This window comes from Nonomuraea sp. NPDC003707 (assembly GCF_053587055.1).
Map to the genome: position 1 here is coordinate 416,703 of NZ_JBSFNK010000008.1, position 13,687 is coordinate 430,389.

A 13,687-nucleotide genomic window follows, 5' to 3' on the forward strand; every position below is an offset into this window, starting at 1 on the left:
TTCAACCTTTCAAGCCTCCCGCTTCGAGCCCGCGGAAGAAGTAGCGCTGCAAGATGGCGAAGAACGTGACGATGGGAACCAGGGCGATGATCGTGCCGGCCGCGATGAGGCGCGGATCGTCGTAGAAGGTGCCGCGCAGGCGGTTCAGCCCGACGGTGAGGGTGTAGTTGTCCTCGTCGGACAGCACGATGAGCGGCCACAGGAAGTCGTTCCACGAGCCGACGAAGGCGAAGATCGCCACGACCGTGATGACGCCCTTGACCTGGGGGACGGAGACGCGGATGAACCGCTGCCAGGCGTTGGCGCCGTCGACGATGGCCGCCTCCTCGAACTCGGCCGGCAGGTTGCGGAACGCGTTGCGCATGAGCAGGACGTTCAGGGCGGCCACGATCGTCGGCAGGACGACCCCCAGCAGGGTGTTGGCCAGCCCGGCCGCCCTGACCAGCAGGAACTGGGAGATCAGCACGGTTTCGGCCGGGACGAGCAGGGCCGCGACGCAGATGGCCGCCGCCACCCCGCGGCCGCGGAAGCGCAGCTTGCCCAGCGCGTACCCGGCGCAGGTGGCGCCCACCACGTTGCCGGTGACGGCCATGGCGGCCACGAGCAGGGAGTTGAGCAGGTAGTGCGGCACCGGGACGCGGTCGAGCACCGTCGCGAAGTTCCCCAGCGTGGGATGGCCGGGAAGCAGCTCGGGCGGTCGCGTGTAGAGCGCGTCGCCGGCTCCCTTGAGCGACAGCGAGACCTGCCACAGCAGCGGGCCCGCCAGCAGCACGGCCATCAGCAGGAGGATCAGGTAGCGCACGACCATGCCTGCCGCGATGCGGCGTCGCGCGGACGGACCGGACATCAGGAGGACCTCTGCTTGCGTTGCAGGACGAGCTGCGCGACCAGCAGCCCGCCGAGGATGACGAACATGACCAGGCTGATCGCGCCCGCGTATCCGGTGCGCGCCTGCAGGCCGGTGCCCTCGCGCTGGATGAGCATGGTCATCGTGAGATCGCCGCCGCCGACCCCGCCGGTGCCGTCGGTGAGCACGTAGATCTCGCCGAACACCCGGAAGGCCGCCACCGAGGACAGCACGCCGATCAGGCCCATCGTGGAACGCACGCCCGGGACGGTGACGCTGAGGAAGCTGCGTATCGGGCCCGCGCCGTCCATCGCCGCCGCGTCGTACAGGCTCTGATCGATGTTCGCCAGCGCGGCCAGGTAGATGACCATGTAGTAGCCCAGGCCCATCCACACGGTGACGAACATCGCGCTGAACAGCAGCAGCCACCGGTCGGTCAGGAAGGGCACCGGCGCGGCGACCGCTTTGAGCGTGCCGAGCAGCTCGTTCACCAGGCCGCGCTTGTCGAGCATGTTCGTCCAGATCAGCCCGACGATGACCGGCGACATGATCACCGGCAGGTACATCGTGGTGCGGAAGAAGCCCATCAGCCGGCCGGCGCCGCTCAGCAGCGACGCGAGCACGAGCGGCAGCGCCACCATGAGCGGCACCACGCACACCGTGTAGAGCGTGGAGTTCAGCAGCGCGGTGCCGAAGCGCTCGTCGGTGAACATCCGCCGGAAGTTGTCCCACCCGGTGAACTCCCCGGTCCTGAGCAGGGTGGAGTCCGTGAACGCCAGGCGCAGCGTGTTCAGGAACGGCACGAGGACCAGGACCACGATGACGGCCAGCGCCGGCAGCAGGAACAGCCACGGGGTCAGGCGCCAGCGATGGGTCGCCGGCGCGCTGCCCTCGTCGTGCGTGGCGGAGCCGGTCATCCGTGCGCGGCCAGCCGCTCGTTGGAGTACTTGACCGACTCGTCCAGCGCCTGCTGCACCGACTTCTTGCCCAGCAGCGCCTGGGCGATCTGCTCGCGCAGCGTGTCGGCGTCGGCCGAGCCGGAGAACGCCGGAGGCCACCACACGACCGCCTTCTTGACCTGGTCGGCGCTCTCCAGGCGCACCTTCGTGGCGGGGTCGCCGTCGTCCTTGGTGAAGTACTCGTCGTCCATCGACCCGGCCGACGAGGGGAACACCGAGGCCTTCTTGGCGAAGGCGAGCTGGTTGGCGGTGTTGGTGACGTACTTGGCGAAGGCCGTGGCCAGCGGCTGGTTCTTGCCGGCGGCGTTCACGACGAGCGACTCGATGTACATGTTGGGGGCGGCGTTGCTGATCCGCGGCCCGATCCCGAGCGTCTTGTAGATCTCGGGCGCTGTGTCCTTCAGGTCGTTGAGGGTGTACGAGCTGCCCGACAGGTACGCCAGCCGACCGGCCTTGAACTCCTCGACCTCCTTGGTCTGCAGGTTGTTCAGCGCCTCCTGGGTCAGGCCCTTGCTGGCGAACAGCTTGCGGAAGCGCTCGACGAACTCCGCGCCCTTGGCGTCGTTGTAGGTGAACTGCTTGCCCGCGGTGTCCATGAGGGGCACGCCGTACTCGCCGAACATCTCGATGACGGGCATCCGGGCGATCATCGACACGTCCGAGCAGTTCTTGGCCATGGTCTCGGCCTGGTCGAACAGCTCGTCGTAGGTGGCGGGCAGCTTGGCCGGGTCGAGACCGCACTTCTTGAACAGCGCGGTGTTGAAGAACGCCGGACCGGTGTTCAGGTACCACGGGTAGCCGTAGGTCCCGCCGCCGAGCCCGCTGAACGTCATCGCCTGCCACGCCTTGTCCAGGTACTGGCTCTTGGCCTGGGGGTCGGCCTTGTTCAGGTCGAGCAGGACCCCGGCCTGGGCCAGCGTGTAGGCGGCCTCGGGGCCCATGTCCACGACGTCGGGCAGCGCCCCCGCCGCGGCGTCGGCCGACAGCTTGTCCTGGTAGCCCTCGGCGGGCTGGTCCACCCAGGCGATCTTCGTGCCCGGGTGCTCCTTCTCGAAGGCCGCGATCAGCTCGGTGAAGTACGGCGTGAACTTCTCGTTCTTCAGGTTCCACGTCTGGAACTTGATCGATCCCGTCAGCGCCCCGCCCGAGGCCTGCGGCGTCGCTCCGCCGTCACCGCACCCGGACAGCAGCAGCGATCCCAGGGCCAGCGCCGCGACGCAAGTCCGTGTTCTCATTGGACATCCTCCTTGAGTGATGCATGAGTGGCGATCCGCAGGGTCGCCACCTGGAAGGGGCCGAGGTCCAGCCGCGCCTCGCCCACGGGACGGCGCGCGCCCGCCGGGCCCAGGGCCACGGGCAGGTCCTCGTCCGCGCCGAGCTCCCGTTCGAGCAGGTCGGTCTCCCACACGACGGCTCCCGCGCCGAGCTCCTCGTGGCAGCTCAGCCGGGCGCTCGCCCGTCCGCCCCGCGTCTCGTACACGCGTACAACCAGGTCGCCGGAGCCGTCGTCGGCCTGCTTCACCCAGTCGACGAGCGCGTGGCCGGTGAGGAGCTCCAACCGGATCAGCGGCGCGGGCAGGCCGGTGAGGTCGGGCGCGTTGAACGCGTACGCGGCCTCGACCGCGCCCGGCACGTCCGCGCCGGGCAGCACCGCCCATCGGAAGGTGTGCGTGCCGAGGTCGGCGCGGGGGTCGGGGAAGCGCGCGCCACGCAGCAGGGAGAGCCGGACGACGGTGGAGTCGCCGTCGGCGCGGGCGTCGGCCCCGTACATCGTGTCGTTGACGATCGCGAGGCCGAAGTCGCCGTCGTCCACGTGCACGTAGCGGTGCATCGCGGCCTCGAACATCGCCTCCTCGGTCGCGGTGTTGGTCAGCAGCGGGCGTTCGACGTAGCCGTACTGGGTCTCGAAGCGCGCGGTCCGCGCCAGGACCCGCACCGGGACGGCGACCTTGAGCAGGCGTTCGCGCTCCTGCCAGTCCACGGCGCACTCGGTCTCGAACCGCCCGGTGCCGGCCCGCAGCCACATGGTCAGCGTGACCGTGGACGCGCCGGTCCGCCGGACCACCTCCACGCCGGCGTCGGGCCCGCTGCGGACCACCCTGCGGCTGGTGACGTCGTCGAGCGCCCGGGGGTGGCGCAGCACGTGGCGGTCCACGTCCCAGGCGTCCCAGCGCACCGGCTCGTCGCGGAAGAGCTGCAGCTCGTTGAGGCGGCGGCCGGGCGGGACGACCTCCCGGCCACTGCGCAGGTCGAGGAGCGAGACGACGTGGCCGCCGCCGTCCACCACGACCCGCAGCAGGCCGTCGTCCAGCACGGTGGCGCCGGCCTCGCCGTCGGAGACCTCGACGGCCTGCGCGCCCGGCCTCGCCGGCGTGACGAACGGGGGCAGCCCGCCTTCGGCCCGCTCGCCGCCCAGCGCCGCACCGGCCTGCTTGATCAGGTCGTGCAGGCGCTCCTCCAGCGCCTGATAGGTGTCGCGGGCCTCGCGGTGCACCCAGCTGATCGACGTCCCCGGGAGGATGTCGTGGAACTGGTGCAGCAGCACGGTGCGCCAGATCTCGTCGAGCTCCGCACGCGGATACGGCGCCCCGCGCAGCGCGCTCGCCGCCGTACTGAGGTATTCGGCCGCCCGCAGCAGCGACTCGCAGCGCCGGTTGTGCCGCTTCATCTCCGCCTGCGAGGTCAGGGTGCCCCGATGCAGCTCCAGGTAGAGCTCGCCCCGGTAGACCGGCTCCAGCGCCCCGGCCTCGCGCAGCTCGGACTCGGCCTCCTCGAAGAACTCCGCCGGGGTCCTGGAGATCACGCGTGGCGCCCCCTCCAGGTCGGCGAAACGGCGCAGCCGCTCGGCCATCTCCCGGGTGGGGCCGCCGCCTCCGTCGCCGTAGCCGTACGGGAGCAGCGAATGGGAGGCGATCGCCTTGTCCTTGAACGTGGCGACCGCGTGATGGAGCTCACGGGCGGTCACCTCGGCGGCGTACGTCTCCGCGGGCGGGAAGTGGGTGAAGATGCGCGTCCCGTCGATGCCCTCCCACCAGAAGGAGTGGTGCGGGAAGACCGTGGTGTCGTTCCAGGAGATCTTCTGCGTCAGGAACCAGCGGGACCCGGCCCTGCGGGCCAGCTGCGGCAGGGCGCCCGAGTAGCCGAAGGAGTCGGGCAGCCACATCTCGCGGGGCTCGCGGCCGAAGCGGCTGAGGAAATAGCGCTTGCCGTAGGTCAGCTGGCGCACCATCGACTCGCCGGTGGGGATGACGCCGTCCGCCTCCACCCACATGCCGCCGACGGGCACGAACCGGCCCTGCTCGACATAGCGCCGCAGCCGCTCGAACAGCTCCGGATAGTGCTCTTCGAGCCAGCTGAAGTGCTGGGCCGCCGACATCGTGTACACCAGGCCGGGGTCGGCGTCGAGGAGGGCGAGCGCGTTGGAGACCGTACGGGCGAGCTTGCGGACCGTCTCGCGCAGCGGCCACAGCCACGCCGTGTCCATGTGCGCGTGCCCGACGGCGGTGATCCGGTGGGCGCTGGCGTGCGCGGGCGTGGCCAGGACGGGAGCGAGGATCGCCCGCGCCCGCCCGGCACTCGCCTCGGCGTCCGCCTCGTCGTAGGCGTCCAGGGCCTCCTCGATCGCGCGCAGCAGCCGCCAGTGACGCGGCTCGTCCGCGCTCAGCTCGGCGGCCAGGCCGCCGGCCACGTCCAGGTCGCAGCACAGCGCGTGGATCTCGGGCGAGAACGCGGCGATCTCCGCGCGGCGCAGCCTGAACTGCTCGAACGGCTCCTGCGCGCCCTTCTCGCCGTGCTCGGTGACGACGAAGGGCGGCAGGCCGAGCAGCAGGGGATTGGCCGCCGCCTCGACATACAGCACGAACGAGCCGTCGGCGCCGACCAGATCGGCCCCGTGACCTCGTAACCGGATGTCGGACTGGCGGGGGTGCAGGCCCTTGACGATCGTCCCGTCCGGGGTGAAGACCAGGCCCTCGCAGTGACCGCCCACGGAGTGGTCGAACCAGCCCAGGTCCAGCACCAGGTCGATCGGGCCGTCCTGCCCCGGGTCGACCGTGCCCCGGATCCGGAACCAGGTCGTGGCCCAGGCCTCGCCCCAGGCGGCGCCCAGGGGGAAGGGGCGGTAGGCGGGGGCGGCCCGGCCGGCGTCGGGTTCGAGCCCGAGGGCATGGCGGGCGCGCACCGGCTCGCCGTCGTCCGGGACCGTCCAGGCCTCGACCTCGACACCGCCCAGCCGGGTGTGGAGCCGGGGCTGAATCCGTTCCCGCCGCACGCGGGCGAGCCTCTCTAGCGTGCGGCTGAGGTGGTTGTGCATCTCGTACCTCTCCGTAGCGGAGGTATCACAATCGGCCTAATACGTTTTAGTACGTTATGATCAGCAAGCGACCGCAGACTAATACGTTTTAGGTGCTGCGGTCACCCGGGGGCTCATCAAGTTTGCATAACGACGGTTGTCCGCCATGGAGGATCGATGCCGCCGAACGACCAGGTTCCGCTTCAGGACTCAGACGGTTCGTCCGAGCCTCCCGCGTCCCTGGCGGGCGCGGCGCCGGCCCGGCTGAGGAGCACCGACATCGCGCGGCTGGCGGGGGTCTCGGTGTCGGCGGTGTCGCTGGCGTTCAACGCCCGCCCCGGCATCAGCGACGCCACGCGCAAGCGCATCCTCGAGGTCGCCGAGGAGCTCAACTGGCGCCCGCACCGCGCCGCCCGCGCCCTCAAGGGGGCCAACAACGACGTGGCCGGCATCGTCATCGCCCGTCCGGCCCGCACGCTCGGCGTCGAGCCGTTCTTCGCTCACTTCCTGTCCGGCCTGCAGTCCCGCCTGTCCAACGAGGGGATCGCCACCCAGCTCCTCATCGTCGAGGACACCGAGGCGGAGGTGGCCGTCTACCGCCGCTGGGCCGCCGAGAACCGGGTCGACGGGCTCGTGCTGCTGGACCTCACGGTCGACGACGTCCGGCCCCGGCTCGTCGCCGACCTGCGCGTCCCCGCCGTCATCCTGGGCGGCCACGGGGCCACGCTGCCGCTGACCAGCGTCTGGGTCGACGACCACGCGGCGATGACCCGCATCCTCGAATATCTCGCCGCGCTCGGCCACCGGTTCATCGGCCATGTCAGCGGCATACCGTCCTACCAGCACACGCGCCGCCGCCTGCGGGCCATCGGCGACGCCCGCGAGAGCCTCGGCATCGACATCGCCAGCGTGGCCACCGACTACTCCGACACCCAGGGCGCCTCGGCCACCCGCCGCCTCCTGGAGGCGAGCCCGCGGTGCACGGCGATCATCTACGACAGCGACGTCATGGCCGCCGCGGGGCTCGGCGTGGCCACCGAGATGGCCGTGCCGGTGCCCGGCGAGGTGTCCATCGTGTCCTTCGACGACTCCATCCTCACCCATCTGCCGCATCCCCCGATCACCGCCCTGACCCGCGACACGTACGCGCTGGGCACGCTGACGGCGACCGAACTGCTCCACACGATGGCCGAGCGCCCGGAGCCCCGCGCGGTCCAGGCCCCGACGCCGGAGCTCGTCGTCCGCGGCAGCACCGCCCCACCGCCCGGCGCGTGATCGCCGCGTGGCTCAGCCGGCGAGCCATCGGTCGAACCACGCACGGGTGCGCCGGAGCAGGTCGAGCTGGTGGTCGCGGTCCTGGATGGAGTGTCCTTCCCCGGGATAGACGACGAACTGGTGCTCGACGCCGAACCGCCGCAGGGCCCGGTGGAAGTACACGGTGGTGACCATGTAGGCGACTCGGCGGCCGTCAGGGGAGATCGCCGGCTGCAGCGGTACGGCCGCCGGCCTGGCGCTCTTGTCCGGTACGGTGCTCGCCACGCCGGTCAAGGGTGCCCCCGAGCTCACCAACAACGATCTCTACAAGGCCTGCTCGAACGCCGCGAGGCCGGCCGGGCGCATGCGGCCCTCGCGCCGCAGTCGCTCGACCCGCGCGACGTTCGGCCGCGACCAGGAGCTGCGTCGCCGGCGCGGGCTGAAGCGCTGGCAGTAGGTGGACTCGTCGCGGCGGCGGGCCGTGCCGTCGATCCACCCGTAGCACAGTGCCTCCTGCAGGGCCTGCTCGTAGGTGAGGCTGGTGGGGTCGTTCGTGCCCTTCTTGGCCAGGACGAGCCAGGCCTCGGTCATGGAGTCGTGGTGGCCGTTCAGCCAGCTCCGCCATGCGGCGGCGTCCGCGAGGATCATCATGCGTCCCATCCTCCCGGTCAAAGTGCTCATCGATTGAGCACTTATCAGCGGTGCCGGCCGAGGATCTCGCGTACGAGGTCGCGCAGCCACACGTGCGCGGGGTCCACGTCGTAGCGGGGATGCCACGCCTGCGACAGCGTCATCTCCGGCAACGCGAACGGGATCGGGAACGTCGCCAGCCCCAGAGCCTCCACCAGCGGCCGGGTCAGCCGCTCCGGCGTCATCCCCACCAGGTCGGACTGCCGCACCACCAGCAGCGACGCCTCGAACGTCGGCACCGAGCCCGCGATCCGGCGCGTCAGCCCCATGCCGGCCAGGATCTCGTCCACCGGGCCCTCGTCGCGGCCCCGCCGGGTGGCGATCACGTGCTCGGCCGCCGCCAGCCGCTCCGCCGTGACCGGCCCGTCGAGCAGCGGATGCCCGGGACGGACGACGCCCACCGCCCGGTCTGCCATGATCGGCTCGACCCGCGTCTCCGGCGCCGGGTCCGAGATCACGGTCACCTCCAGGTCCGCGCTCCCGTCACGCAGCGCCCGCGCGTCGCCGTACCCCTCGGGGATGAAGTGGAAGCGCACCCCGGGAGCCGACGCGGCCGCCTCCGTCAGCAGCGCCACGCTCATGGCCGTGATCACCGCGTCCGAGGCCAGGATCGTGAAGCGCCGTACCAGCGTGGCCGGGTCCAGCCGGCCCGGCGGCGTGAACACCTTCCTGGCCGCCTCGACCAGCGCCCGCACCTCGTCCCGGACGGCCAGCGCCCGCGGCGTGGGCACCATCTGCCGTCCCGAGCGCACCAGCACGGGATCGCCCATCGCCTTGCGGATGCGGCCGAGCGTGCGGCTCATGGCCGGCTCCGACAGGTGCAGCCGCTGCGCGGCGGCCGAGACGCTGCCCTCCTCCAGCAGGACGTCCAGCGCGATCAGCAGGTCCAGGCTGGGTTGCGTCTGACGCATATATCACCTGAAAAAGATGCATTTGAGGTCAAGTCAGGATCGAGTTTACGGTGAATTCCGCGGGAGGCCTCCGCTCGACTCATCACCCATCTCCACAATCCGGGGGTTTCGCATGCCCGCATCGACGTTAGAAACCGGTCATCCCGCCAGGACGCGGATCATGGCCCTGATGGCCTCCTCCGTGATCCTCGCGGTCGCCCTGGTCGCCGCCGTCAACCTCGCCATCCCCACGCTCGCCGCGAGCGAGCTGCGCCCGTCACCGTCCCAGATCCTCTGGATCGTGGACGCGTACGTCATCGTCTTCGCCTGCCTGCTCATCCCCGCGGGAGCGGCCGGCGACCGGTTCGGCCGTAAGGGGGTGCTGCTGGCGGGCCTGGGTGTGTTCGCGGCGGGCTGCCTGCTGGCGGCGCTCGCACCGGACGTCGGCACGCTGATCGCCGCCAGGGCGCTCAGCGGCGCGGGCGCGGCCCTGGTGATGCCCGCCTCCCTGGCCCTGACGGTCGGGGTCTACCCGGCCGCCGAACGCGGGCACGCCGTGGCCGCGTGGACCGCCGCCACCGGCGCCGCCGGGGTGGTCGGCAACGTGGGCGGCGGCGCGGTCATGGAGTACCTGCCGTGGCGGGCCCTGTTCGGCGTGCCGGTGCTGCTGGCCGGAGTGCTGGCGGTGCTGGTCGCCGTGCTGGTGCCGCGCGCGCCCCGCCTGGCGTCGACCCCGCTGGACCTGCCGGGGACGGTGCTGCTCACGGCCGCGTCCGTGGCGCTGCTGGCGGGGGTCATCGAGGGGCCCGAGGCCGGATGGGGGAGCGGGCTCGTGCTGTCGGCGTTCGGCGTGGCGGCCGTGCTGTTCTGCGTCTTCGTCGGGCACCAGCTCCGCGCGCCGCGGCCGTTGCTCGACCCCCGGCTGTTCGCGCTGCCGCGGCTGCGGGCGGGGACGCTGGGCGTGGCGGTGACGTTCTTCGGGCTGTTCGCGATGTTCTTCGTCAACGCCCGCTTCCTGCAGGAGGTCAAGGGCTTCTCGCCGCTGGTCACCGGCGTGGCCATCGTGCCGCTCGTCATCCCCATGATCGTCCTGTCGCGGCTGTCGGGCCGCCTGCCCGCGCGGCCCGCCGTACCGGCCGGGCTGGCGGGGATCGTGGCGGGGCCGGCGCTGCTGTCGTTCGCGGACGCGGCCATGCCGTACCCGGTGTACGCGGTCGGCCTGGTCGTCATGGGGGCGGCCATGGGGGTGTGCCTGCCGGTGCTCTCGTACGAGATCATGGCGGCGCTGCCGCGCGAGCGGGCCGGGCTCGGCTCCGGGCTCAACAGCGCCACCCGCGAGCTCGGCAGCGCGGTCGGGGTCGCCGTCATGGGCACGGTGATGGCCACGTACGGGATGAGCGCCGGCTACCGCGTCGTGGCGGCCGTGGTCCTGGCCGGCGGCCTGCTCGTCACCTGGTGGCGCGGCCAGGACTGGGACCCGGCCCGCCGCGGGGTCGCCGCGGCGGGCCGTCCGGCTCAGTAGCGTTCACTCAGGTTGAGGTTGATCTCGGTCAGTACGGTCGTCGCCTTGGTGTACGTGAGCAGGTGCGCGAGGTCGTCCGGCAGCAGGAGCGTGGCCTGTGCGTGGCGGGCGGCCTGGGCCACCGACCTCAGCTCCAGCGTGGCGGCGACCAGCGAGGAGATCTTCGTCGCCGCGTTGATCCGCCGGTCGGCTAGGTTGAGGTAGGCCGTCAGCAGCTGGGCTCGGAGGAGGTCCGGCTGCCTGATCGAGAGGCCGAAGACCGCGTTCACCTCGGCCCGGGAGAGCGCGCCGTCCGGGGCCGAGCCGTCGGCCCCGTCGAAGCGGGAGTCGGTCGCCTGGATCCGGGCCAGCAACTCGGCGCTCTGCCGGTCGGGGTGCAGCTGCCAGGACAGCTGCGGCCACGGGTTACGGGTGGGCGGCACCTCGGTGACGGTGGTCGAGGCCGTCGCGGTCACCGGCTCGTAGACGCATCCGTTGCCGTTCCGGTACGAGACCGAGGCGGCGTCGGGCAGCTCGTCCCCGGCGGCGAACAGCAGGCTGGGCCGTGCCGTGAACCGCACACCGGAGGTCGCTCCGCCGTCGATCGAGCCGAGCGACCAGGTGAGCGTGGTCGTGCCGTCCGGGTTGGCGGTCACCGACGAGGGCTTGGGCCCGCTGCCCTGGTCGAGGGCCCGGCTGTAGGCGACCTCGGCCGGGAGGGTGTCGGTGAGGGTCACATCGGTGGCGGTGCCGCTGCCCGCGTTGACGACCTTCAGGTCGATCGTCATGGCCTCGCCCGCGTTGACCGTCCGCGGCGCGGTCTTGGCCAGGGTGAGCTTCGGGGCGTGCACGGCGGTCTCGGCCTTGGCGGTGTTGTTCGCCGTGTTCGCCTCGGCTCCGCCGCCGGTGTCCTTGGCGGTCGCCGTGGCCGTGTTGGTCAGGACGGTCCCGTTGGCGGTGTCGCAGGGGATCGCGTAGGTGAACGTCTCGGTCGTGGACACTCCCGGGCCGAGGTAGGGCACCTGTCGCGTCTGGGCCGCGCCGCCGGGCGGGGTGTCGGTCAGCCCGATCGCCGTCGCCGCGCCGGTGCCGACGTTGTCGAGTTTCACCTGGTACGTGAGGGTGTCACCGGGTTCGGCGTCGCGCTTGTCGACGCTCTTGGTCGTGGCGATGTCGGGGTCGTACTGGTTGAAGAAGGAGACCTCCTGCCGCAGCACGGTGGCGAAGTCGAGCTCGCTCTCCGGACTTCCGCCGGTCCCCTTGCAGGTCGGCGCACTCACCGGGTAGCTGCTGCAGGCTCGCCCCTTGCTGTCGGGCGAGTTGCCGGCCCGGAACCTGACGGCCGCCCAGTCGTCGTGATCGGTGAGGGTGGTCTTGTCGCCGCTGCCGTTGATGTCCACGCTCACCCGGGTCGGGTCGATGATCGGGACGCCGGTGCCCGTGGTGGTGTTGTCGTTCCAGTTGAGCGGTCCGTTGCCGATCCCCGCTCGCCAGGGCCTGACCGAGCTGTCGGGGTGGGCGAGGTTGTCGGTCATCCAGAACGTGTAGTCGGTGCCGTCGCCTATCCCGTTGCTCTCCAGGAGCGAGCTCTCGACCAGGTCGGGAAGCTTCCCGGTCGAATACCCGATGCGGGTGGCCCCGGTCTTCCAGATCCCGATGTCGTTGACGAGCAGGGGCGGCGGGCTGTTGGGGATGCCCGACTGGAAGAAGTAGTTCATGACGCTGGGGTAGTTGGGCTTGAAGTTGTCGTCGGTGTCGTCGCCCTGGGGCAGGGCACCGCCGTGGGCCAGGCCGAGCGCGTGCCCGAGCTCGTGCATGAGGGTGCCGGCCTGGTCCTGCACGGTGCCGACCTCGGCGTCGGCCTTGCCCGTTCCGGTGTCGAGCACCTGCACGTCGGTGCGGTGCGCGCTGGTGGTGTCGCAGGTGCCGTCGCCGCCCACCCGGATCGCTGTTCCGACCATCTTGTCGTCGCCCGCCGGCTTCGTCTGCAGGACGCCGTCGCCGCCGTAGTCGACGCCGAAGTCCGCCACGCATGTGGTCCGCCACGAGCCGAGGGTGACGAGAAAGTCCTTGTTGTTGTCCCTTTGGAACTCGCAGCACTCGCCTGAGATCCCCGGCTCGGTCTTGTCCCCGTCCTCGCGGCTGACGATGAGGTCGTGCCCGAAGATCGCATAGTGCGCGTACGGGGACAGCTCATGGCGGAGGTGGTCGTTGCGAGCGGAGACGAACTCGGTGTCGTTGACCAGTCCGATGGCCGGTTGTTCGTTGAGCCGCGCGCCCGGGATGTAGACGAAGTCGACGCCGTCGGGGCGTGCGCCGTACGGGCACGGATTCGCCGCTCGGACCGGAGCGTTCTTGAAGGCGTTCCTGACCAGGGTGATCGCGTCGCCCTTGGGCTGGTGGGAGTGCCTGCCGTCGGCCATGTAGTCGACCTGCAGGATGATCGTCTTACGGCACGGGTCGGCGCCCAGCGCCGGCAGGTCGGCGAGAACCGTGCCGCTGCGGTCGCGTATCCCCGAGAGTTCGACGATGTCCGGGATGCCGTCCTGGTCGGTGTCGGGAAGATCGGTGCTGACCGTGATGCCGAGCCTGGTCCTCCTGCCGTCGTTGTCCTTGGGGAAGCCGTGGTCGCCGTTGCCCTCGACGCAGCTCTGGCCCTTGAAGTCGCCGGTGGAATCGATGCACGGCGTGCCGAAGACGATGCCGTCCCCCGACAGGGACCGGGAGCGGAAGTCGTAGACGAGGTTCAGCTCGATGTCCTGGGGCTGAGGGCTGATGTCCATCCTGTCGTCATTGGTGTTGAGGGCGCTGTCCCAGTCCCACAAGCTGACGGTGATGTCCACGGTCGGCTTGTCACCGGGCAGGTCCGACTTGGTGAAGACCCAGCCGTTGGGCGCCTCGGGCAGGCCCTTGGGCGAGAACTCGTCGTCCTCGATCCGCGGGCCCACCTCGATGGGCCCGTCGGCGATCTGGACTTTCGGGTAGTAGTCCCCGTCTTTCAGGCCTCCGCCGTCCGGGTTCTCGATCTGGAAGAGATAGTCGATGGAGAAGGTCAGCGAGACGTTCGGGGCCGGCGCCGCCGCGGCGGGCGTGGTCAGGGCCGGGATCGATGCGGCGAGCAGCGCGCCGATCGCCCCGAACGCGAGCCGCCGGCGCCACGTTCTCGCTCCATGTTTGAAGCTCACGGTCGTTTCCTCCAGGAGAGTTCGCCTTGCGGAGGATCGTCCGGCTTCTGGTCCCGGCCGCGCATGAGTA

Annotated in this window: 10 protein-coding genes; 2 read left to right on the top strand and 8 right to left on the bottom strand. The window is 70.9% G+C overall.

Annotated elements, in window-relative coordinates; all coding sequences use genetic code 11:
- Position 1: 1 nt before the first annotated feature.
- From ACWDRB_RS23705 to ACWDRB_RS23720, 4 genes are read right to left on the bottom strand one after another with little or no spacing between them, the layout of a single operon-like run.
- Positions 2-847, bottom strand: a complete 846-nt coding sequence (locus ACWDRB_RS23705) for a carbohydrate ABC transporter permease (RefSeq protein ID WP_355198690.1) — start codon at positions 845-847, stop codon at positions 2-4.
- Entirely contained in the window at positions 847-1,764 is a 918-nt protein-coding gene (locus ACWDRB_RS23710; protein ID WP_355198688.1) for a carbohydrate ABC transporter permease, read from the bottom strand. Before ACWDRB_RS23710 ends, ACWDRB_RS23705 begins: the two co-directional genes overlap by 1 nt.
- Positions 1,761-3,041, bottom strand: a complete 1,281-nt coding sequence (locus ACWDRB_RS23715) for an extracellular solute-binding protein (RefSeq protein ID WP_449896875.1) — start codon at positions 3,039-3,041, stop codon at positions 1,761-1,763. Before ACWDRB_RS23715 ends, ACWDRB_RS23710 begins: the two co-directional genes overlap by 4 nt.
- A complete protein-coding gene (locus tag ACWDRB_RS23720; RefSeq protein WP_449896877.1) occupies positions 3,038-6,076 on the bottom strand; it encodes an alpha-mannosidase in 3,039 nt (1,012 codons plus the stop codon). Before ACWDRB_RS23720 ends, ACWDRB_RS23715 begins: the two co-directional genes overlap by 4 nt.
- 198 nt (positions 6,077-6,274) lie before the next feature.
- On the opposite strand from ACWDRB_RS23720, the gene ACWDRB_RS23725 reads away from it, so the two are divergent.
- Entirely contained in the window at positions 6,275-7,372 is a 1,098-nt protein-coding gene (locus tag ACWDRB_RS23725) for a LacI family DNA-binding transcriptional regulator (RefSeq protein WP_449896879.1), read from the top strand.
- 12 nt (positions 7,373-7,384) lie between these two features.
- On the opposite strand, the gene ACWDRB_RS23730 is transcribed toward ACWDRB_RS23725, so the two are convergent.
- Genes ACWDRB_RS23730 through ACWDRB_RS23740 form a run of 3 tightly spaced genes read right to left on the bottom strand, consistent with a single transcriptional unit; the run spans position 7,385 to position 8,952 of the window.
- A complete protein-coding gene (locus tag ACWDRB_RS23730) occupies positions 7,385-7,636 on the bottom strand; it encodes a prolyl oligopeptidase family serine peptidase (protein WP_449896881.1) in 252 nt (83 codons plus the stop codon).
- Positions 7,637-7,675: 39 nt separating this feature from the next.
- Positions 7,676-8,002 carry a YdeI/OmpD-associated family protein gene (locus tag ACWDRB_RS23735; RefSeq protein WP_449896883.1) on the bottom strand — a complete coding sequence of 109 codons (327 nt, stop codon included), beginning with the start codon at positions 8,000-8,002 and terminating at the stop codon, positions 7,676-7,678.
- 44 nt (positions 8,003-8,046) lie between these two features.
- Positions 8,047-8,952 (bottom strand): LysR family transcriptional regulator, encoded by a 906-nt coding sequence (locus ACWDRB_RS23740; protein ID WP_449896885.1) that lies wholly within the window; start codon positions 8,950-8,952, stop codon positions 8,047-8,049.
- A 169-nt stretch (positions 8,953-9,121) separates the two neighbouring features.
- Between ACWDRB_RS23740 and ACWDRB_RS23745 the strand changes: the two genes are divergently transcribed.
- Positions 9,122-10,453: an MFS transporter gene (locus ACWDRB_RS23745; RefSeq protein WP_449896887.1), complete on the top strand. Its 1,332-nt coding sequence runs from the start codon at positions 9,122-9,124 to the stop codon at positions 10,451-10,453.
- Here the strand turns inward: ACWDRB_RS23745 and ACWDRB_RS23750 are convergent.
- Entirely contained in the window at positions 10,447-13,617 is a 3,171-nt protein-coding gene (locus tag ACWDRB_RS23750; RefSeq protein WP_449896889.1) for a DUF7507 domain-containing protein, read from the bottom strand. The two genes, ACWDRB_RS23745 and ACWDRB_RS23750, sit on opposite strands and share 7 nt — an antisense overlap.
- Positions 13,618-13,687 lie beyond the last annotated feature (70 nt).